At 68.1% G+C, this 22,011-nt stretch carries 18 protein-coding genes; 8 read left to right on the top strand and 10 right to left on the bottom strand.

Annotated elements, in window-relative coordinates; all coding sequences use genetic code 11:
* Window positions 1–1,380, top strand: coding sequence for a WS/DGAT/MGAT family O-acyltransferase (locus tag AU188_RS13910; protein ID WP_059164294.1), 1,380 nt, complete (start codon window positions 1–3; stop codon window positions 1,378–1,380).
* On the opposite strand, the gene AU188_RS13915 is transcribed toward AU188_RS13910, so the two are convergent.
* From AU188_RS13915 to AU188_RS13925, 3 genes are read right to left on the bottom strand one after another with little or no spacing between them, the layout of a single operon-like run.
* Window positions 1,381–2,901 (bottom strand): MFS transporter, encoded by a 1,521-nt coding sequence (locus AU188_RS13915; RefSeq protein WP_286137464.1) that lies wholly within the window; start codon window positions 2,899–2,901, stop codon window positions 1,381–1,383.
* A gap of 10 nt (window positions 2,902–2,911) precedes the next feature.
* On the bottom strand, window positions 2,912–5,203 hold the full coding sequence (locus AU188_RS13920) for an alpha/beta hydrolase-fold protein (RefSeq protein WP_059164295.1): 2,292 nt from the start codon (window positions 5,201–5,203) through the stop codon (window positions 2,912–2,914).
* Window positions 5,204–5,236: 33 nt separating this feature from the next.
* Complete coding sequence (locus AU188_RS13925; protein WP_082686632.1) at window positions 5,237–5,665, bottom strand: lipoprotein LpqH; 429 nt, start codon at window positions 5,663–5,665, stop codon at window positions 5,237–5,239.
* Window positions 5,666–5,832: 167 nt separating this feature from the next.
* On the opposite strand from AU188_RS13925, the gene AU188_RS13930 reads away from it, so the two are divergent.
* Genes AU188_RS13930 through fadD1 form a run of 7 tightly spaced genes read left to right on the top strand, consistent with a single transcriptional unit; the run spans window position 5,833 to window position 12,129 of the window.
* Window positions 5,833–7,011 (top strand): acyl-CoA dehydrogenase family protein, encoded by a 1,179-nt coding sequence (locus tag AU188_RS13930; RefSeq protein WP_059164296.1) that lies wholly within the window; start codon window positions 5,833–5,835, stop codon window positions 7,009–7,011.
* A gap of 4 nt (window positions 7,012–7,015) precedes the next feature.
* Window positions 7,016–8,035: an acyl-CoA dehydrogenase family protein gene (locus AU188_RS13935; RefSeq protein ID WP_059164297.1), complete on the top strand. Its 1,020-nt coding sequence runs from the start codon at window positions 7,016–7,018 to the stop codon at window positions 8,033–8,035.
* Window positions 8,017–8,526, top strand: coding sequence for a MaoC family dehydratase (locus AU188_RS13940; protein ID WP_059164298.1), 510 nt, complete (start codon window positions 8,017–8,019; stop codon window positions 8,524–8,526). The genes AU188_RS13935 and AU188_RS13940 overlap by 19 nt, the downstream gene beginning before the upstream one ends.
* Window positions 8,523–8,945, top strand: coding sequence for a MaoC family dehydratase (locus AU188_RS13945; RefSeq protein ID WP_059164299.1), 423 nt, complete (start codon window positions 8,523–8,525; stop codon window positions 8,943–8,945). Before AU188_RS13940 ends, AU188_RS13945 begins: the two co-directional genes overlap by 4 nt.
* Complete coding sequence (locus AU188_RS13950) at window positions 8,942–10,144, top strand: thiolase family protein (RefSeq protein ID WP_059164300.1); 1,203 nt, start codon at window positions 8,942–8,944, stop codon at window positions 10,142–10,144. Before AU188_RS13945 ends, AU188_RS13950 begins: the two co-directional genes overlap by 4 nt.
* 1 nt (window position 10,145) lies before the next feature.
* Entirely contained in the window at window positions 10,146–10,553 is a 408-nt protein-coding gene (locus AU188_RS13955; RefSeq protein WP_059164301.1) for a Zn-ribbon domain-containing OB-fold protein, read from the top strand.
* Complete coding sequence (fadD1, locus tag AU188_RS13960; RefSeq protein WP_059164302.1) at window positions 10,546–12,129, top strand: fatty-acid--CoA ligase FadD1; 1,584 nt, start codon at window positions 10,546–10,548, stop codon at window positions 12,127–12,129. Before AU188_RS13955 ends, fadD1 begins: the two co-directional genes overlap by 8 nt.
* On the opposite strand, the gene arr is transcribed toward fadD1, so the two are convergent.
* The 7 genes from arr to AU188_RS13995 all read right to left on the bottom strand — a co-directional run bounded on the left by arr (window position 12,120) and on the right by AU188_RS13995 (window position 21,954).
* Window positions 12,120–12,548 (bottom strand): NAD(+)--rifampin ADP-ribosyltransferase, encoded by a 429-nt coding sequence (gene arr, locus AU188_RS13965; RefSeq protein ID WP_156426689.1) that lies wholly within the window; start codon window positions 12,546–12,548, stop codon window positions 12,120–12,122. The genes fadD1 and arr overlap by 10 nt on opposite strands.
* A gap of 108 nt (window positions 12,549–12,656) precedes the next feature.
* A complete protein-coding gene (locus AU188_RS13970; protein ID WP_156426690.1) occupies window positions 12,657–13,889 on the bottom strand; it encodes a cytochrome P450 in 1,233 nt (410 codons plus the stop codon).
* Between the two features lie 86 nt (window positions 13,890–13,975).
* Entirely contained in the window at window positions 13,976–14,707 is a 732-nt protein-coding gene (locus tag AU188_RS13975) for a M15 family metallopeptidase (RefSeq protein WP_502687614.1), read from the bottom strand.
* Between the two features lie 47 nt (window positions 14,708–14,754).
* A complete protein-coding gene (locus AU188_RS13980) occupies window positions 14,755–16,806 on the bottom strand; it encodes an FAD-dependent oxidoreductase (RefSeq protein WP_059164305.1) in 2,052 nt (683 codons plus the stop codon).
* Window positions 16,803–20,003 carry an ATP-binding protein gene (locus AU188_RS13985; protein WP_059164306.1) on the bottom strand — a complete coding sequence of 1,067 codons (3,201 nt, stop codon included), beginning with the start codon at window positions 20,001–20,003 and terminating at the stop codon, window positions 16,803–16,805. Before AU188_RS13985 ends, AU188_RS13980 begins: the two co-directional genes overlap by 4 nt.
* A complete protein-coding gene (locus AU188_RS13990; protein ID WP_059164307.1) occupies window positions 20,000–20,557 on the bottom strand; it encodes a hypothetical protein in 558 nt (185 codons plus the stop codon). The genes AU188_RS13985 and AU188_RS13990 overlap by 4 nt, the downstream gene beginning before the upstream one ends.
* Window positions 20,557–21,954 (bottom strand): hypothetical protein, encoded by a 1,398-nt coding sequence (locus tag AU188_RS13995; protein ID WP_059164308.1) that lies wholly within the window; start codon window positions 21,952–21,954, stop codon window positions 20,557–20,559. Before AU188_RS13995 ends, AU188_RS13990 begins: the two co-directional genes overlap by 1 nt.
* Window positions 21,955–22,011: the final 57 nt, after the last annotated feature.

Consider the following 22,011-nt stretch of genomic DNA (forward strand, 5'->3'; position numbering starts at 1 on the left):
TTGACGACCGCACCCCACGGCAGGCCTACCTCCACGCCATTACCCACGAAAACCTGCCAATTTCTTGACTCAAGACACCTTGACACGTCGACGATCCCCGGCGGCTACCGCTTCGAACGAGTCCGCGACCACCTGGCGACGCGGCTGCGGGCGTTGCCGGAGTTCCGGGCAAAGCTCGCCAACAGCCAGCTGAATCTGGACCATCCGGTGTGGGTGGAGGACGACGACGTGGATCTGTCCTATCACCTGCACCGCATCGCGCTGCCGGCTCCGGGCGGGCACACCGAACTGACCGAGGTGTGCGGGCGCATCGCGTCGACTCCGTTGGACCGCAGCAAGCCGTTGTGGGAGATGTGGGTCATCGAGGGCATCGCCGAAACCGACCCGCATGAGACCGGCGACGTCGCGCTGATGACGAAGGTGCACCACGCCGCGGTGGATGGCGTCTCGGCGGCCAACCTGATCAGCAAGTTGTGCGACGTCGAACCCGACGCCCCGCCACCGGATTCCGTGCCCGGTCCCGGCGGAGCGACGCGGTTGGAGATCGCCGCCGACGGTTTGATGCGGTCGCTCACGCGGCCGTTACAACTGGCGAGAGCGGTGCCCGCCACGATGTCGACGATCGCCAGCACGATCGCCCGCGCCCGCAGCGGCACGGCGATGGCCGCGCCGTTCAAAGCTCCTGCGACGGTGTTCAACGCCGAGATCACCGCCGACCGCACCATCGCGCTGGCGCAACTCGAGATGGCCGACGTCAAACGTGTGAAGAATGCGTTCGGCGTCAAGGTCAACGACGTGGTGATGGCGTTGTGCGCCGGCGCGCTGCGCGGATACCTGCTCGACCGCAAAGAGCTGCCCGACAAGCCGCTGGTGGCGGTGGTTCCGGCGTCGGTGCACGACAAGTCCGACCGGCCGGGCCGCAACCAGCTCTCGGGCATGTTCTGCAACCTGCAGTCGCACGTCGCCGATCCCGCCGAGCGGTTGCGAGCCATCGCCGAATCCAGTTGGCGGGCAAAGGAACACAGTTCGGCCATCGCCCCGACACTGTTGGCCGACGTGACCCAGGCGCTGCCTCCACCGTTGTTCGGGATGGCAATGGGGGTGATGTCGCACACCCCGCTGAAGCGCACGCCCATCCACAACGTGGTGATCTCGAACGTGGCGGGACCGGACACCACGCTGTATGCGATGGGCGCCGAGATGAAGTCGCTGTATCCGCTGGGACCGATCTTTCACGGTTCGGGACTGAACATCACGGTGATGTCGTTGAGCGGCAAGCTGAACGTCGGCATCATCTCGTGCCGAAAACTGGTGAACGACTTACCGAATCTGGCCGATCGCTTCGAAATCGAATTGGCCGAACTGCTGGACTGTTGCTGATCATCTGGCGGGCTTGATCAAGAAGAGCGCCAGGATGATCGCCGCGATCGGCCCGACGGCCATGACCAAGCTCAGCGTGTGGATCGCGTCGACCGCGTTGTGCGGCGCCTGATCCACCACCAGCCGCGCCTGCTCGGGGTCGACCAGTTGCGCGCCGTGACCGCCGTGCACGGTCAGCATCGCCTCGCGGGTCTCGGCTCGCGTGATCCCCGCCTGGTGCAGGTCGTGGACGCTGTTGGTGAGGAACAGGTTGATCCCGACGAGCGCGAAAAGCGCTGGGCCGAGCGAATACCCGCCCTCGTTGACCGCGCTCTTGACTGCCGAGACCGCTCCGCCCAGATCGGGTGGCGCGCTGCCCATCATGATCATGGCTTGCGGGGTGGTGACCAGTGCACCGCCGACCACGATGAGCGCGGCGGCGGCGAACACCGTCGTCCGCGACGTGTCCAGGTCGAACAACCGCATGGTCAGCAGCCCGCCGAGCATGACCGTGAGCCCGCTGACCATCACGGCGCGGGGCCCGAACCGGTTCGCGGCCGGGCCGGCGGAGGTGGCGGCCACGGCGGCCATCGCGGTGGCGGGGATCAGCAGCAGCCCGAACAGCTCGTGCGATTCCTTGCGGATCGTGACGAGGTAGAACGACATCAGCACCATCGAACCGCCGAGCACGATGTTGAACATCACCCCCGCCGTCACGGCGGCGTTGAACCGGCCGGAACGAAAGACCCGCATGTCCAAAGCGGGCTCGCGCGTGCGCAACTCCTGCGCGACGAAGGCGCAACCGGCCAGCAGTCCGACCGCGACAGCGGACAGACCGACGGCGTTGATGCCGGTCTCGATCCGCGACATGCCGAAGATCAACCCCATCAGCGCAATGGCGAACAACGCCATCCCGAGCACGTCGAGGCGGTGGGTGCCGCGTACGGTCTCGGGCACGTACCGCCAGGTGATGACCAGCCCCAGCACCGCGATCATCGGCACGACGAAAAAGCATGCGCGCCAACCGATGGCGTGGCCAAGCATGCCGCTGATGGCGGGCATCGGGGTGGCGACGGCGTACCCCACGCCGAAGTAGGCGGCGATCGCCGCGGCCCGCCGACCTGGCGGGAACACCGCGTTGGTGATCGCCAGCGACAGCCCGATCAGGAATGCCAGCATCACGCCGGCCCCGGCGCGGGCGACGATCAGCACCGCCGGCGCGGGCGCAGCGGCGGCGAGCACGCTGAACACGGTGGCACCGGACAACCCGAGCAGGTACATCCGCCGCATGCCGTAGAGATCGCCGAGCGCGCCTGCGCTCAGCACCGCGGCGGCCATGGTCAGGGTCGCGAGGCTGGCGACGAACGTCGCGGTGGTTCCGGTGATTCCCAGCCCGGTCGACACCAGTTGCAGGTTGGCCGACAGGGCGGTCGGGTCGCCGATCGAGATCGCATAGCCGAGCCCCATCGCGATCACGGTCATGACAGCGGCCAGTCCGGAGACCTGACGCTGTTCGGCGTCGACGCGAGGACCGTCCGGCACGCGCCGGATGCTACCGCCGCAACAGCGCCGCCATCACCTCTTTGGAGGGCACTGCCGCGGTGGTGAGCGCGATGGTGTGCCGCCCGGCCGGCACCTGCACGAGCGGACCCGTCGGCTCGCCGTCCAACAGCACCGCCACATCCGGGGGCAGTGCGGCGAGTTCGACCCGTGCGGGAGCGTCGGTCGAGACGTCGATGGTCGACGTGTCCAGCGAGGCGAGCCCGGCCCTCGCGACGTCCACGGTGAGTCCCGCGACACCGGTGAGCTTCAACGTCAGGAATGGCAGCGGCCCGACGGCAGCGCCTGTACGCCACAGCAATTCGGTGTACAGGCCGGGGGACAGGTCGAGGTCGGGTTCGACGCCGCGGCGACGCCGGATCGTGCGCGTCGGGTCCGGGCGTGAATACGACCGCGCGTCGACGGACGCGACCGCACCGCGCCTCTCCGCCAGGTCCGGGTCGGCCGCCAGGTTCGACAACCACCAAACCCGGTGCGGCCCAAGGCCGAGATCGGGCCGCACCAGCTCCGGATACCACGTGTACGTGATGTGCCCGGGGTCGCTCTGGCGCAGGCCGGTGCCCATGTGCGAGATCGGGTCGTCGAACTCGTCCTCGAGCACCCAGGTGACGTGGTCCTCGAACGGGTAGGCGGTGAACCGGTAGCGGTAGCCCAGCCGGTCGAGTTCGAGCACCTGCGACAGCACCGACGTGATCGGCACGAGCTGGTCGAGCACACCGTGGGCGATGAGGAACGGAAGCCACCGCGCGTTGGGCAGCAGTTCCCAGGTGTCGCCCTCGCGGGCGCAGTGCGAGTTCAGGTCGAGGTCACCGGGGACGTCGACGTTGGGCAGCAGTCGCACACCGCAGACCGGCGGGCCGGCGAGCACGACGGCCTGGGCGAACACCTCCGGATACGTCAGGCCCAGCTTGTACGCGCCGTAGCCGCCCATCGAGTAGCCGGAGACCACCGTGCGGTTCGGGTCGGTGCCGAGCTGTTCGGCCACCCGCGCCCACACCTCCCACACGTCGAGTTCGGCTTCGTCGAAGTACCAGCCCGACGGTCCGCGCGCCAGCGGCGTCACCACCACGGAGTCGCGGTCCTCGCAGACCTGGTGCAGCAGGCGGGGTTCGATCGCGGCGAATTGGTTCTGGCCCAACGCAAGTGAGTGCAGGAGCAGCGTCAACGGCAGCGTGCGGCCGGGCGCATACGTCGACGGCAGGCACACCGAATAGGGCTGCACACGGCCGAGGAACTGCGGGTCGGTGTCGAGGATGTTCGTGTCGGCGACGCCCTGGCCGAGCTCGATCGACGAGACGTACCAGCGGGTGGACGTGCCGCGCACGATCGGCTCGTCGGTGGTGCGGCGCTCGGCGAGCTGGTCCCACGCGACCGGTAGTGAGAACCCGGTGATGTCGCCGTCGGTGAGCGCGGCGGCCTGGGCCTGATCGGACCAGAAGTTCAGGTGCGCCTTCTCCTGCTGATGGGTGCGGAAAGCCACGTTGTAGACGTTCGGCTGGCCGGGCCGCGCGCCGCGGGTGACGGGAACGTCGGCGAACCCGTCGCCGGTGTCGTTCGCCAACCCGGCGGCCAACCGGACGGTCCAGGTGCCTGTCGGTTCGACGAGCGCACGGGGCACGTGGGCGAGGAAGGACCGCGACTGCATGTCGACCTGGTGGGCCACGGGTGTCGACGTCTGCGTGGTGAGGTCGATCAATCTGGCTTCTTGGCCGGAGATGAGCAGCGCCGTGTCGATGCCGGCGGAGGTGACGCCGGCGTTGGCGGGCCACTCGTTGGTGGGTGCCGCGGCGCGGTCGGTGTCGAAAGTGAAGAGCGCGACGGGGATTGACGGGTCGAGCAGGGTGTTCCAGTCGACGCGCCACCAGGTGTGGGTGTCGGTGAGCCCGATCGCGACGCGGAAGATGTCGGCGCCGTTGCGGGCGGCGGGCCCGTCGGGATAGACGTAGGTGCCGCGCGCCGGGACCAGCCCACCGGTCGGGATGGCGACGGGCAGGCCGGTCGCGCCGTGGTCGTCGTAGAGGAAGTCGGTCCAGAACAGGGCGCCGCCGGCGTAGCGGCCGGTGCCGCAGGTGCGCGGGAAGTCCTCGCCGAACGGCCATCCTTGTGGCGCCGAAAGTTTCGGCTCGGGGCGCAGCGCGGCCTGCGGTACGCCCTCGGGCATCCCGTTGATGACTTGGAGGTCTTCGGGTGTCGCCGGCGCAGCCGGGGTGACGGCCTTCAGCACGGAGTCTGCTGCGCGCAGCCCCAGGCGGACGGGCAGCAGCGCCAGGTCGATGAGGGACATGGCCTCAACGTAGTGCCGCTTGCGGATGCTGGGTCAGCAGGGCGCTTTGATCTCGAACGGCATCGGGCGCCTCTGGCTCGGATTGGCTCGGTCGGAGCCGACGACGGTGCCGGTGATGGTGTAGACGTTGCCGTCGATGGAGGCTTCGGCCTTACCGGTGTCACCGCCGGCGACGCCGTGGATGTCGTTGATGTTCGCGATGTTGACGGTCCGGACGATTGGCTCGGCGCCGCCGAGGTGTAGGAAGACCTCGGCGCGCCCGGGCTCGGCGTCGGCGTCGATCATGAGGTCCCAGGCGTGCTGGGTGCACTCGACGGACTCGGTGTCCTGTGAGGTGCCGTCGATGGAGATCCGGCCGGACTGTGCGGGTACTTCGGTCGGTGCCGGCCCGGTCAGGCCGCATCCGGATACGACGGCCGTCGCCGTCAGTGCGGCTGCCACGCCGATGAATCGGATCTGCACCGCACACCTCCCCGTGATTCGCCCGAGAACGCGCTGATGATCAACAGGCCGATCTCGGTGACATAGCTGGCCACGGCGGGAGCTTAACGCCGTGACGGCGGGTTTCGCGGCCGGATAGGCATCGCTTTTCCCGCCGGGGTAGACAGATTCTCGATACTGTCGCCCTCGTGGACTTCGAGCTGGACGACGAGCAGCGCGCGTGGGTCGCCGAAGTGCGGCAGTTCCTCGCCGAGCACGTCACACCTCCGCTGAAGGCCGAGATCCTCGAGCACGGCCTGGAGTACCAGGGCGGCGAGGTCACGGCGTTTCGCCGCAAGATCGGCGAAAGGGGCTGGTTCGGGCTGAACTGGCCGACGGACTACGGCGGACTCGGCCTGACTGCCACTCACCAGCACCTGCTGATGAGCGAGTTCGAGTACGCCGGTGCGCCAGGGCCCGACCTGACGGTGACATCGGTGGCGCCGATGATCATGCGGCACGGCACCGAGCAGAACAAGAAGGAGTTCCTGCCGGGCATTGCCCGCGGTGAGATCGTCTGCGCGCTGGGCTACTCCGAACCCAACGCGGGAACCGACCTGGCGAGCCTCCGCACGCGCGCGGTCCGCGACGGCGACGAGTGGGTGATCAACGGCTCGAAGATCTGGAATAGCGGCGCACAGCGGTCCACCCACGAATGGCTCTGTGTGCGAACCGATCCCGACGCTCCGAGACACCGGGGTATCTCGGTGATCATGGTGCCGGTCGACAGCCCCGGTGTCGAGATCCACCCGCTGTACGCGTGGTCGGGCTACCGCACCAACGAAACCTTCTTCCGCGACGTCCGGGTGCCGGTGACGAACCTGATCGGTGAGGAGAACGCGGGATGGACCTACATCACCGGCGCGCTCGACCACGAGCGCGGTGCGCTGACCACGCCGGGTGATCTGCGCCGCGCGGTCGACGATCTCGTCGCAGTGGCCGCCAGCCCGATGCGTGACGGATCAGTGCCCGCCGCCGACCCGGCGTTCCGCCGACGTCTGGCTGCGGTCGAAGCCGACGTGGAGGTCGCCACGCTGATGGGCTACGAGGCCGCCTCCCTGCTGGACAGCGGCAGCATTCCCACCGTGGAGGTCAGCGTGTCGAAAGTGTTCACCAGCGAGTTGCGCCAGCGGATCGCCGATCTCGCGCTCGACCTCCTCGGACCGGACGGGCTGATGGCCTACCGCAGCGCGGGAGCACCGCTCGGCGGGTTCTTCGAACGGCTGTACCGGGTGTCGCCGCTGATGCGGTTCGGCGGCGGCACCAACGAGGTCCTACGAGACGTGATCGCGCAACGCGGCCACAAGATGCCGTCGTACGGGCGGTGACGACATGCGGGTGATTCCGTCGCAGGACGAGCGGGACCTGGCCGCCATGTGCCGTTCGGTGCTGGCCGCCGAGCTCGAGCCGGCAGCGCAGTGGAAGGCGCTCGCCGATGCCGGCGTGCTTTCCTTGGCGGTCGACGGCGGCCTCACTGCGGCCGGCGTCTTCTGCGTCGAGGCGGGAAGAGCGCTGTGCCGCAGAGTCGTTCAGAGCACGGTGTATGCCGCGTTGGCCGTCGACTGGCTCGGCGTGCAGTCGGAGTGGCTGCCGCGGTTGACGTCGGGCGACTCACGCGGCACGTGCGCGCTGTTCAATCCGCGCGACGCGTCGGACCTGGAACCGCCGCTGCGGGCCCGCCGTTCCGGTGACGGGTGGCGGGTGAGCGGTGTCGTGGACTTCGTCGTCGACAGTGATGCCGCCGACGTGATCGTCGTGCACACCGACGCGGGTGTGGTCGCCGTCGACACCGCGGCATCCGGCATCGCCGTCGAACCCACGCCCATGATGGGCGGATTCCCGTCGTTCACGGTCCGGTTCGATGACGTCGCCGTCGTTGAACCCGTGCCCGTCGACGACCAGGCTCTGCGGCGGCTGACGAATGCCGTTGTGACGCTGGACTGTCTGGACCTGGTCGGTGCGGGGGAGGCGGTGATCGACCGCACGGTCGCGTACACCACCATGCGCGAGCAGTTCGGCCGACCCATCGCATCGTTTCAGGCGGCGCAGCATCTGGTCGCCGACATGCACATCGCGTTGGCCGCGGCCCGGCTGGCCGCGCAGTCGGCGGTGTTCTGGATCGGGCGAGGCCACACCGCGACTCGGCAGACGGCAGTCGCGCGGATGCGGGCCGCGGAGATCAAGAAGATCACTTTGGATGCGCACCAGCTGCACGGCGGTATGGGTTACGTCGTCGACACCGGTCTGCATCTTTACTCCGAACGCGCACGGGTGTTGTCCACGCTCGGCGGGGGAGCCGATATCGCCGCGAAATGGCTCGAGGGTGAGATGAAATGGGACGACAAGCGATGAGCCTGATCGACGAGGAGTCGGCCGCCAAGATCGGCACCGTCGTCGCGGTGGCCACCGGCGAGGTGTACAGGCGCGACTGGCAGCGCTGGGCCGCCGCGATCGGCGATCACAATCCACTGTGGTTCGACGCCGACTACGCGCGTGCGCACGGTTACCGCGACATCATCTGCCCGCCGCTCTACTTGCAGTACGCCATCCTCGGAGTCGTCAGGCTCGACGAGCTGCGGCCGGACGGGTCCTCCGGCGCAGTGACGGGCAGCATGGCGTTTCCCCGCGCGCCCCGGCGGATGGCCGGCGGCGAGAGCACGACGTTTCACCTGCCCGCCTACCACGGCGACGAGATCGAGATGGTCCGCACCGTCGACTCGATCGTCGAAAAGCAGGGCAGGTCCGGCGAATTCGTGCTTGTGACCTGGCGTGCCGAGTACCGCAACCAGCACCGCGAGCTCCTCGCCGAAGCCACCACGTCGATGATCGCCCGGCCCGCATGAGCCCCGCCTACGACGACGTCGACACCGGTGACGGGATCCCGCCGCTGGTCGTCACCGTCGACGAGACGCAGATGTTCTTCTTCAGCGCCGCCACCTACAACGGACACCGCATCCACTACGACACGCAGTGGGCACGGGACACCGAGGGCTACGACGACGTGCTCGTGCAGGGCCCGCTGCAGGCCGCGCTGCTGTCGCGTGCGCTGACCGACTGGATCGGCGGCGACGGGCGGCTGGTGGCGTTCTCGGTCCAGAACCGCGCGATCGCCTATCCGGGACAGGAGTTGACATTCGGCGGCGTGGTCACTGGGAAGCGGGACGGTGGACTGGTCGATCTGGAAATATTCTGCAAGCGCGGCGACGACATGCTCATGCCGGGCACCGCGACTGTCGCACTGCCGCAACGGGGTAACGCATGACGGGCTTGCGTGGCGAGGCCGCCATCGTCGGCATCGCGGAACTGCCCGCCGAGAAGCGGCAGATCGGACCACCGATGTTCACCCTCGACCAGTACGCGCTGCTGGCCAAGATGGTGATCGACGACGCCGGCGTGAATCCCGCTGTGGTGAACGGGTTGTCCTGTCACGGACTCGCCGAGTCGGACATGTTCGCCCCGGCCACGCTGTCGGAGTATCTCGGCATGCCGCTGGACTTCGGTGACCGCGTCGACCTCGGCGGCGCGACCGCGGCGGGCATGGTGTGGCGGGCCGCCGCGGCGGTCGAGCTCGGACAGTGCGAGGCGGTGCTCGCCGTCGTGCCGGGATCGACCGAGATCCCGCGGTCGGAGACCCGGCCGGGCCGCACCCTCGGCTGGTACGGCGCGTCGAGCAACAACTACGGCTCGCCGCAGGCGGAGTTCGAGATCCCGTACGGCAACGTCGGCCAGAACGGTCCGTATGCGCAGATCGCGCAGCGCTACGGCTTCGAGTACGGTTACGACGCCGCGGCGTTGGCGCGGATCGCGGTGCAGCAGCGCGAGAACGCGTGCGCGCATCCGGGTGCGGTGTTCCACGGCAAGTCGATCACCGTCGACGACGTGCTGAACAGCCCGGTGATCGCCGACCCGATCCACATGCTCGAGACCGTGATGCGGGTACAGGGCGGCGCCGGCGTGCTGATCGCCAACGCCGACGTCGCTCGCCAATCGCGGCATCGGCCGGTGTGGCTCAAGGGTTTCGGCGAGCACATCCGGTTCAAGACGCCCACCTATGCCGACGATCTGATGCGCACACCCGTCGCTCGGGCGGCCGACCGGGCGTTCACGATGGCGGCCCTGCAGCGCACCGACATCGACATGGCGTCGGTCTACGACTGTTACACGATCACCGTGTTGATGACGTTGGAGGACGCCGGTTTCTGCGGCAAGGGCGAGGGCATGAAGTGGCTCACCGAACACGATCTGACGTTCCGCGGCGACTTTCCGCTCAACACCGCGGGCGGCCAGCTGTCGTACGGGCAGGCGGGGATGGCGGGCGGCATGCACCACATCGTCGACGGCGCCCGCCAGATCATGGGCCGCTCCGGTGACGCGCAGGTCCGCGACTGCAACACCGCGTTCGTCACCGGCACCGGCGGCATCATGAGCGAGCAGGTCGCGCTGATCCTCGGAGGCGACTGACATGACCGCGCCGCTGCCGGAGCCGACGCCGGTGTCGCAACCGTTCTGGGATGCGTTGCGCGAGCATCGCATTGTGGTCCAGTACTCGCCGTCTGCGGACCGCTACGTCTTCTACCCCCGAACGCTGGCGCCCGGCTCGCTGGCCGACGATCTCGAGTGGCGCGAAATCGACGGTTGGGGAACGCTGTACACCTACACCGTGGCCCGGCGGCCGACCGGTCCGCCGTGGGCGGACAAGCTGCCGCAACTGCTCGCGGTGGTCGAGTGGGACGAGGGCCCGCGGGTGAGCACCGAACTGGTCGACGTCGCACCCGAGGACATCCACATCGGGATGCGAGTGCGCCCCGTATTCGTCGATGTCGTCGACGCGGGCGTCGCGCTGCTGAAGTACCGGCCCGCCGATGATTGAGACCGTGCAGCAGCTGCTGCGGTCCCGGATGGACGACGAAACCCCCGCCGTGGCGTACGGCGAGCGGACGTGGACGTGGCGCGAACACCTGGCCGAGGCGGCGGCGGAGGCATCGGCGCTCATCGCGCTCGCCGACACGTCACGGCCAGTGCATGTCGGTGCGCTGCTGGGCAACACACCAGCGATGCTGCGGTCGATGGCCGCCGCGGCGCTCGGCGGATACGTGCTGTGCGGCATCAACACCACCCGACGCGGCGACGGGCTGGCGAGTGACATTCGGCGCGCGGACTGCCAGCTGGTCCTCGCCAACGCCGAGCACATGCCGCTACTCGACGGCCTGGATTTGGGTGGTGCGACGGTGATCGACGTCGACGGACCCTCCTATCGCGACGAGGTCTTCGACGCGAAAACCCTTGTCCCGCACCGTGAGGTCACCGGCGCCGACCCCGTCCTGATGTTGTTCACCTCGGGCACCAGTGGTGACCCGAAGGCCGTGCGATTCGCGCACGCGATGGCGGTGTTGTGCGGGGCGAGCCTGGTGGACCGGTTCACGCTCACCGCCGAGGATGTGTGCTACCTGTCGATGCCGCTGTTCCACTCCAACGGGGTGGCGGCCGGCTGGGCGGTGGCGATTGCGTGCGGGGCGACGATGGTCCCGGCGAAGTTCTCGCCGACACGCTTTCTGAGCGACATTCGGCGGTACGGCGCCACGTACATGAACTACGTCGGCAAGCCACTGGCGTTGGTACTGGGCACGCCGGAGCGACCCGACGATGCGGACAATCCGCTGCGGGCGGCGTTCGGCAACGAGGCGACCGAACGTGACATCGACGAGTTCGCGCGCCGGTTCGACTGCCGCGTCGTCGACAGCTTCGGATCGAGCGAGTTCGCGGTCGTCGTCATGCGCGAAGACGGCTGCCCGCCGGGATCGATCGGCAGGGGCTATCCGGGCGTGACCGTCTATCACGCCGACACCGTGACCGAATGTGCGACAGCTGCTTTCGACGAGCACGGCGCGCTGGTCAACTTCGACGACGCCGTCGGTGAGCTGGTCAACACCTACGGTGTCGGCGGGTTCACCGGGTACTACAACGACTCGGCCGCAACCGAGGAGCGGATGCGCCACGGCATGTACTGGTCCGGGGACCTGGCGTACAAGGACGCCGACGGTTGGATCTACCTGGCGGGCCGCACGGCGGACTGGATGCGGGTCGACGGGGAGAATCTTGCGGCGGGTCCGATCGAACGAATCCTGCACCGGTTGCCGGAGATCAACCTCGTCGCGGTGTACGCGGTGCCCGACGAACACGTCGGCGACCAGGTGATGGCGGCCGTCGTACTCAACGGCCCGCTGACACCGGAGCGGTTCACCGAATTCCTCGCGGCGCAGCCAGACCTGTCGCCGAAGGCCTGGCCGCGGTATGTGCGTATCAACGACGCCCTTCCGCAGACCGCGACCAACAAGATCCTCAAGCGGGCGCTGATCCAGGAGGGTGTGACTGCGGGCGGCGGTGTGCTCTGGGAGCGTGAAGCGCGTGGGCGCCGCTACCTGAGGGCGCCCTCGATTCAGTCGTAGATGACCGCCAGGCCGCGGCGCTGCAGGTCGGCCAGGCCGTCGCGCATGGCCTGAAGCTGTTGCGGTGAATGGCCGACCCAGTCGGTGATCTCGCCGACGATCTTCACGGGTTCTCGGGTGCGGTAGGAGCGCGTCGGGTTCCCAGGGAGCTTCTTGTCGGTGACGTTCGGGTCGTCCTCGACCGGACCCTGGGGTTCGACGATGTAGATGCGGCCGCGGCCCTCGCCGGCCGCCAATTCGGCTCCCCACACCGCGGCGTCGAGTGTCTGGGTCACGTAGACGTGGTTCATGATGCGGCCTTCCTCAAAGTTCGACGGGCGCCTTGGCGTCAGCAGATCACCGACCGACAGGTCGGCTTTGGTGCCGTGCAGGTACGCACCGGATTCGTGGACTTCGAATGGTTTCGGCGACGTCGGCACGACAACCCTCCGTTCGTTGTGGTTCATGGCCGGAAGATTGTGCAGCACGAACGGGGACTTGCGGCAAGCCCCACCCCCCGTCGTACAGTGAGAGTGGGAAGACGTTCGCTAGTGCGCGTGGTAGTCGACCGGCCAGTGCTTGATTCCGTTGATCATGCTCGACCGCAACCGTTCCGGTTCCCCGACGGGTTGCAGATCCGGTAGGTGGTCGGCGATCGCGTTGAACATCAGGTCGATCGTCATCCTTGCGAGGTTCGCGCCGACGCAGTAGTGCGCACCCGTTCCGCCGAAGCCCAAGTGCGGGTTGGGGCTTCGCAAGATGTTGAACCTGAACGGGTCATCGAAGACGTCCTCGTCGAAGTTGGCCGAACGGTAGAAGAGCACCAGCCGTTGCCCCTTCTTGATCGGCACGCCCGACAGTTCGGTGTCGGCGATTGCGGTGCGCTGGAACGCGGTGATCGGTGAAGCCCAGCGGATGATCTCATCGGCGGCGGTCTTCGGCCGCTCCCGCTTGAACAGCTCCCACTGGTCGGGGAAGTCGGTGAAGGCCATCATGCCCTGGGTGATCGAGTTGCGGCTGGTCTCGTTGCCCGCGATCGCCAGCGTGACGACGAACATGCCGAACTCTGCGTCGTTGAGTTGACCGTCGGCGTCGGCGTCGATCAGCGTTGTGACAATGTCGTCACTCGGCTCCTCGGCCTTGCGCTGTGCGAGTTGCATGGCGTACCACATCAATTCGGCGGCCGAACCGAGCGCGTCGTATTCGGCGAACTCGGGGTCGTCGTCGCCGATCATGCGGTTGGACCAGTCGAAGATCTTCTCGCGGTCCTCGAGCGGCACGCCGAGTAGCCCGGCGATCGCTTGGAGCGGCAGCTCGCGCGCGACCTGCAGGACGAAGTCACCGGAGCCCTCTTCGGCGGCCTTGGCGGCGATGCGCTGGGCGCGCTCGTCGAGTTCGGCGCGGAGCTGTTCGACGGCGCGGGGCGTGAACCCGCGGGAGACGATCTTGCGCAGCCGGGTGTGCTCGGGGTCGTCCATCATGATCATCGACGCCCGGCCGGCTTCGATCTGACCGCCGCCGCCGGTGACCTTGTAGCGGGGCACGACGGATTTAGCGGCTGAGGAGAAGACGTCCGTGCGCAGCGACACCTCGCGCACGTCGCGGTGTTTGGTCACCACCCAGTAGCCGCCGTCGCCGAAGCCGCCGATGTCTTCGGGCTGTTCGTTCCACCAGATCGGCGCGGTGCGGCGCAGTTCGGCGAACTCCTCTACCGGCAGTCGGTGGGCGTAGATGTCGGGGTCGGTGAAGTCGAAGCCCTTGGGCAGATTCGGGGACGCCATGGCATTCGTCGACATGAATCCAGGATGCGACAGCCGGCGCGCGGATATCGGCGATTTCCCGAACACGGGCCGACTGGCGCGGGTGTCTATTCGACCCGCTCGAAGTGTTGATAGTCCTTCGGAGTTCGCCAGTCACCGCCCCAGTCCCAGCCGCGGCTGGTGAAGATCCGCACCGCCGGATCGCCGTCGTGTAGCAGTCCGGGGTCGACGCGATGGCGGTCGAGGTAGGGCCTGGCATTGGCGGGTTGGAAGTCGCCCGAGCTGTCGACGTACGGATTGAGAAGCGGATTGATGTCGATGGCCCGGCCGTAGGCGTGTAGCGACCAGTTGCCGGTTCCCGGGATGTCGCGGCAGTTGAACGCCGAGGTGTTGTTGTCGCGCATGGACAGTTCGTCGTCGGCGCGCGGGTACTTGTCGGGTGTGCGCATCTTCTCGATGGGATAGCGGATCTGGCGCAGCTGTTCGAAGATCTCGATGACCTGCGGCACCAGGTCTTCGTGCACGATCAGCTCGCCGCGATGGGTGTGGCCGTCCATTCCGAGGTGGTCGACCTCGACTCGCCGCAATTGCGCCGGCTCGAGAGGGCAACCGGGACGCCAACTTTCACCGAGTTCGGCAGCTGTGACGGGCAGCACTCGGGCCGGCGCTGGTGACGGGGTGGTCGGGGGCGGAGCGGCGGCCCGTGGAGTGGTCGTGCTCGGCGGTGCGGTGGGTGTCGGCGGTGACGGCTCGGGGGTGCACTGCACGAGTAGCAAGCCGGCGGCCGTGGTCGCCGCGAGCCTGACGACGGCTGCCCGACGACCGCTGAGTCCGACCACTGCCGGATCGTACTGCGTTTCGCGGCGGCCCACTTCGGGCATTGCGCTCAGGGCAGATAGAAGCCGCGGATCCGATAGAAGCGCCCGCGGCCCAGCAGCGCGTTGGCGGCCTGCAGGCCGGACATCACCGCGGCTTCGATGCATCCGGCGTTCATGCCGCAATCGGTCCAGTCCCCGGCGAGCACCAGGTTGTCGTAGCCGCCTTCGTCGGGCCGCAGCCGGTACTTGTCCGAGCCGGGTACCGACTGGACATACCGGTCGGACGGATCGATGTTGACGCTGACGTGCTGGGTAGCCAGCGCGTCGCGACCACGCAGGCCGTCGGCCCCGCAGAGCAGGTGCCACGAGAAGCCGTCGGCGGTTATCGCACCGGGTAGGTACAGGCCGACGTGCTGGTCGAGATACCGGACGGCGGCGGTGTGCACGGCGTCGTGGCTGCGGCGGACATAGACGTCGTAGGGCTCGCCAGGAGGCCACGGCGCGTCGAAGGCGCCACAGAAGTACGCGACGGTGCCGGGCCGATCGTCGGCCGGCCAGTCCTCGGCCCACAGCGTCTGCGGCATCGACGCCCACGTGTCGAACGGCGGAACGTAGGCGCTGGTGGTCACTCCGGGCCGCGGCCACCCCAGTGCCGGTTCGTCCGGGCGCAACCAGATCTGGAACGCCTGTGTGGCGACGGTACGCACGTGGTCGGTCATCGCCCGCCACTCAAGCTGATCGTCGATGAGCTCTGCGGCGACGACGTCCACCATCCCAAGCGACACTGCGAGCACGACGTGATCGAAGTCGGCTCCCCGCTGTAAAATTCGCGTCTCGACGTCACGGCGGTCGCCGAAATGCGATTCGAGCGCGTGCATTTCGGGTCCGCTGTGAACCTGATCGGCGAGCGGTTCGCTGGGGAAGACGGGCAGCCCGCCCATCCGGATCAACGGCTGGTACTCGTCGATGCCCTCGGCGAGCGCGAGTTGGCGGCCCAGGCGAATGGTTTCGATGCGTCGGCGCTCGACGTCCAGATGCAGGCTGTCGACGCGGTGAAAGAACTCGAATCGGACACCCCGTCGCCGCAGCACCTGATAGATGGGCGCGATCACGATCTCGCCCATCCCCGCGGTCATCTTCCAGAAGATCGCGCCCTTGTACTCGAAAAGCACCAGCCCGGTGAGGAATACCGCGAGCCCCGCCGCGAACGCGGGCCGACGCGGATCGCCGTCGGCGTATCCGAAGACCAGATCGTAGAGGCCGCGGATCAACGGGAACTCCAGGACGTCGGGATGCGCGCCGTGGCGCAGGATCCACTGGCCGAAGTCCTCGTCGTTGATGGCGCGGAAGCCGCGGGGGTCGGTCACCAGGTTGTCGGCGACCAGTCCGCGGATGACCGCCGTCACGAGCGAGACCAACAGCCACGACCGTCTGTGGTCGGGCCGATGCTCGCAATCGAGGGAGCGGCCGGTGGCGGCGACGGCGGCGTCGAGCAGCGGCCCCGACGAGTGCGGTTCCGCCGCGGCGGCCAGCGTCGCCAGCGCCGCCCGCTGCACCGCTTCGACCGCCGTTTCGGTCGCTGGTGGGTTCTGCGAGGTCGACAGGATGAGGCCGACCGGCTCGGCGTCGCGCAGTGAACGGGTGAAGTCGACGAGCAGCTGGGCGGCTCGGCGCAGGAAGCCGACGGCGGTGATCTCGCGGCCCGCCGAATGTGGGTCACCCGGCAGCTCGTCGTTGCGGGTGAACGTGCCCAGCCAGGTCAGCCACTCGTCGCCCCACCGGTCCGCCAGGCCGAGATTGTCGGCGGGTATCAACGCCTGCTCCCACGTCTGAATCGGGGCGGCGGGATCCGTTGCGGCGCGGTCGAGTTCGGTGTAGCACTCGCGCAGTAGGCCGAAGGCGTTCTCGTAGGAGCCCAACCAGATGTGCAGGCCGTGCTCCTCGATACGCCCGTGGAGACCGCGGCTCGAGGCGGCCTTACCGCCGAGTCGCCAGCCACGTTGGTAGACGGTGATGGAGTCGAAGCGGTCGCGCCAGCCCGGCTCGCTGAGCCGCCAGGCGGCGCTGAGGCCGGCCATGCCGCCGCCGAGGATGGCGACCTTGCCGCTGGGGCGCGTCACGCCAGCAGCGCTTGTGCCCGGGCCAGCTCGGGCCACGTGCTGTCCGGCGGGAATCGTCCGACGGCTTCGGCCAGGACGCCGCGCGCCGAATCGCCGCGCAGCTGCAATATGTCGGCGGCGGAGCGCAATTCGAATATCGCCGCGCCTTGTGTGCGCGCCAACGCGAGGGCATCCTGCAGGCAGCGGTCCCGGCTGTCGGTGTCGGCTTCGGTGTGTGCCCGCAACCGGCACAGCTCGGCGTCGTAGAAATGCACATCGGTCTCTGCAGCCAACTGCAGCGCGGCGTTGAGCCGCGCGCGGGCTTCGTCGGTCCTGCCCGCCGCGAACAGGAGCCTCGCGACGATGCTGTCGTAGAAGGTGAGGAACATCCGCACTTCGGCTGCGCGCCAGGCTTCGACGAGCATGGTCATGGTGCCGATGTGGGTCTCGAGCGCCGCGGCCTCGACATGTTCGGACGTCAGCGCCCGCAACCCGTCCACGGTGCATTGCTGCGTCGCGGCGATCAGTGCCCACGCGTCGAATCCGTACCGCTGGGCGTCGGCGGCCAACGTGGCGACGATCGCTGCGGCGCGATCGAGTTCGCCGGCTTCGATGTGCATCCAGGCTTCGTAGCTTCGCGCGTATGCGGCGCTGTAGGGGCCTTGCGGGAATCCGAGGTGCTCGACGCGGCGGGTGGTTCGGTCGAACTCCGCCTGCGCACCGGCGAAGTCGCCCATCACCAGGCGGGCAGCGGCCAGGTGGGTGTAGATCGATGCCAGCGGCTCGTTGGGGATGAACCAGTGTGCCTCGTCTTCGCCGGCGCCGACGTCGGTGCGGACAGCGACCGACTCTAAACCGTCTCGCGCAGCATGGAATTGGCCGCGGTACCACGCCAGCATCGCGAAGCCCGCGTCGTTGTTCACCAGGAACCAGGCGACGTTCCCGCTCTGTCCGGCGCGGACGGCGGTGAGCACCTGCTCGGCACGTCGCAGGTCGGCGCGGGTGGCGTAGAAGCCGTACAGGGCCGTCATCGTGGTCAGGAATTCCTCGGTGAGCTCGGTTCCCACCACCTGAAGGCAGCGTTCGAAGTCGATGGCGGCCTGAGCGCTGGAGGTGCCCTCGACCGCCGAGGCCAAAAAGCCGCGGCGGAGCCGGATCTCCACCTCCCGCCGGTCGCGGTGGCTGCCGGGCGTCATGCGCTCGACCCGTGCGATCGCCTCGTTGAGGAAGCCGAGAGATTCACCGAGCGCGCCGCGGCGTCGGGCGTCGGAGGCGGCCTGTTGGTACGCCGTCGCCGCATCGTCGAACCGCTGTGCCTCGTCGTAATGCCGTGCGACAAGGCGCCAATCGGGCTTTCCGTCGGCGGAACCGGCGTCGAGGGCGGTTGCGATCCGGCCGTGCAGCGTTCGCCGGACGCTGGGTGGGGACAGCTCGTAGGCGACTTCGCGCAGGAGTTCGTGGCGGAACCGGAAAGTCTCTGCGCCGACCCGCTCGACGACCAGGGCGTCCTCGAGGGCGCCGACGACGTCGTCGACGTCCGCTTCGGGCAGGTCTGTCGCCGACAGCAGCAGTTGCCGGTCGAACTCGCGCCCGATGGTCGCGGCGGCCGCCACGACCGGCACGGTGTTGTGTGTCGCACGCAGCCGGGACAGCAGCGACTCGTAGAGAGCATCGGGGACATGTCCGTTGTGCTCGGCCGGTACCGGGAGGTGGCCGAGACCGGTGACGATTTCCTCTACGTAAAGCGGCACACCGTCGCACCGCTCGCGCACGGATCGCCGGACTTCGCCGGGCACGTCGGGTGCGAGGGCGACGATCAGCGCGTCGGTGTCGTCGTCGCTGAGGGGTTTGACGTCGAACAACTTGACGTTGCCGGCGCTGGGCAGCTTGACGGTGTCGCGCGCGGTGATCACGACGAGTACTCGCCCGAGTCGTGCGCTGAGGATGTCGTCGACCACTTCCACGGTTGACGGGTCGAACCAGTGCAGGTCCTCGACCACCAGCACGCCCGGACCGTCACCGAGGCACGCGATGAGGTAGTCGTCGACGGCTTCGGCGATGTCCTCATACAGCTTGCTGCCTTCTGCCTTCGCCGCTTGGTAACCGGCCTCGGCGGGGATGCCCAGCACCGGCGCCAGCAGGGGCAGCGTCGTCGCCGGATCACGTCCGAGGCCGGTGATCTCCTCTTCGAGGAGTCGCAGCCGTTCGCCCTGCTCGGTGAGTCGGTCTATGCCACAACGCCTCTCGAGTAGCTCGCGCACGGGATGAAGACCCGCGGCGGTGTGGAACGGCGAGCCGAACACGGCGAGCACCGTGGCGCCCGCCTGCTCGGCGAGGCTGACGGCCGCCTGGGCGAGACGGCTCTTGCCGATACCGGCCTCACCGACAAAAGCGACACCGGCCGTATCGAGGGTGCCCGCCTGCGCGCGGGCCCAGCACTCGTCGAGGTATGCCAGCTCTTCGCTGCGGCCGACCAACGGGCCCAACGGCGCTCGGCTGGACTTCGCGCGTTCGACGAGTACCTGGTGGTGGATGAGCGGCTCCTCCACACCCTTCACGGGAAGCGCCGGTCGCGGCGCGAGATCGAAGGTGTCGCGGATCAACGGCTCGACCGCGTCGCTGACCACGACGGTGCCCGGCGGCGCGATGCTGGACACCCTGGCGGTCAGGTTCGCGGCGAACCCGTAGACGTCGTCCTGGCCGGTGTCGAGGTACACCAGGCCGCGGTGCACGCCGACGCGGACACTGACCTCGACGCCGAAGCGCTCGCGTGCCTGTGCGCTGAGCCGGGCGACGTCGCGGGTGATGTCCAGCCCGGCCTGCACCGCCCGGCGGACGTCGTTCTCGTGGGCGTGTGGATAGCCGAAGACGACCAGCAGGCCGTCGCCCTTCGTCGACCCGATATGGCCCTCGTAGCGGTCGACGATCCGCTGTACCTGGTCGCGGTACTTGCCGACGATGATGCGGTACGCCTCGGGCTCGACGACGGTCGAGAGCACCGTCGAGTCGACGAGGTCGCAGAACAGCAGCGTGAGCCGGCGCAGCTCACCGCCCGTCGTGGGTGCCGCCAGGAGGTCTTCGGCGTCCGGGTTTCGGTGGTCGACGGCCAGCACTCGCTCGGCCAACGACGTCGCGGTCGCACGGTCGCCGCGGTTGATGGCTTGCACTGCGCGGTCGAGTAACTCGTCGACCGCTTGCCGGTGATCGCGATCGGTCACAGCTTGATGAACACCGGCACGATCGTGTCCGCCTTGCCGTCCGGATGGCGCACCGCAACATCGGCGAAATAGACCGCGCCGGGCAGTCCGGTGGCGTCGACTTCGATCTCGAAGGTCACTTCCGTGGGTCCCAGTGTGCCCAGCGGCTTCTGTTGGGGATCCCGCCCGGCGGTGGGCAGCAACGTGATTCGGTCATGCGGAACGAACAGGTAGCCGTTCGACAGCGGTGTCGCCAACGTGAGCTGACGCTGCACTTCGATCCGCACAGTAGGAAACTTCTCAGACCGCACAGTTTTCTTGGCCGGCGCGCGTGCGGCATTCGCCGAACCTGCGGACCCGGTTCCGGATCCAGACCCGCAGCCGCAGTTGCCGACCGGTGCGCAGATCTTCTGTGAGGTGCAGCAGTTCAGGGCGGCGGCGCTGAACGCGAGGCTGCTCTTGACCGCGACGTCGACGAGTTGTTGCACGGTGGCGGTGCAGTCGTGTGGTTGCGGATGGGGCTCGCCGACGTCGATGCGGTCGACAGGTCGACAGGCGGTGTGGCTGCAGTTCATCAGTGCCCCTTGGGTTGTGGGCCGGCACCGAGCATGAGGCCGAAAATCCGCCATGGGTCGGTCGCCAGCCGGGCCGACACCTTGGCACCGAAATCCACCATCTCGGTCGGCTCGAAACCGCACTTCGCCCAGTGGTTCACCAGGCCGGCGTACTCGGTCGACACCTCCGTCACGCAGCTGGCCCACAGGTCGACCGCCTCGGCGACGGCAGGAGAGATGGGCTGCTGGCATCCGCACGGGGCGCCGGCCGCCGGCAACGACGCGCAGACCGTCGGATCGAACGGCTTGGCCGGCTTACCGGTCGAGACGGACACTTTCCAACCGACGAGGCCCGACGGCGGGTTCAGGGCGCAACCGACCAGCATGCTCTCCCCGATGGCGGCGTATCCGCCGATGACGGCGAACATGATGGTGGCGATCGCCGGCACGCCGGCGAACTTGACCTCCTTCAGCGTCATGATGCGGACGCCGCGCTTTTCCTTCTGGAAGTCGATGTAGCCGCGGTCGAGGATGGTGAACCCGTCGTCTGCGGTGTTCGCGCGGTCGTCGTCGATGTCGTAGTTGACGAACGCGCCGTCGGCTCGTTCGCCCTTCCAGTACTTGATCGCGGTCCTGAGCCGGTAGCCGGGAACCACGCCGCACAGGGTGCTGATGCTCTCCAGTACGCGACTCCACCCGTAGCTGTCCGGCGTCTTCGGGATGGGCTTCATGTCGCAGAAGAACGGGCTGCAGCGGGGCCAGTTCGCGGGATCGGCCACGCGTTTGACTTTGCTGACGATCAACCCGTCCCGGAAATATTCGGCCTTGAGGACGGCGTACTCGCCGCATGCGTCGCGCCGGATGTCGAACTCGAACGACACGTGGCGCACATACAACAGGACCGCTTGGCTGACCAGGTTCTGGTTTGCCGCGGTTTCGATGACCGCTTTGAAGTCCGCGCGGCCTTCGAAGGCGCCGCCGAACAGTTCCAGCAGCGCTTGCCCGCCGGTCTCCGAAACGGGACCGGTCGCGCCGGGAACGGCCACCGCAAGTGCATCGGCAAACAGCTGGCGCTCCTCCTCGGCCCGAGAAGTCAACTGCCAGTGAGCACCGACGACGTAGAGGAACCGCGCCATCTCGACCGGTCCGATGTCGACCTCTTCCTGAACCGCGGCGGTGGTGCGCATCTCGGCGAACTCGCGCAATGCCGCTGTGCGAGACGGGAATTCGGTCTGCTCGGGATCCACCGAGAGCTGGCGGACGAATCGGCGGAGGTCGTCGAACCAGCCCTGACGCCCCGGGCCGGTGGTTCCCGGCAGGAACGCTTCCACTCGTGCGGTGACGTTGGGATCGTCCACCGCGACCACCGCGTCGTCGAGCGCGCCGTAGAGCGCGAGCAAAGAATGAAGGGTGGCCATTTGCGCCTCCTCCCCCCGCGGGTGCGCATAGCATACCGTGGCACCGCCCTTCCGAGC

Source organism: Mycobacterium sp. IS-3022 (genome assembly GCF_001500065.1).
GTDB lineage: Bacteria > Actinomycetota > Actinomycetes > Mycobacteriales > Mycobacteriaceae > Mycobacterium.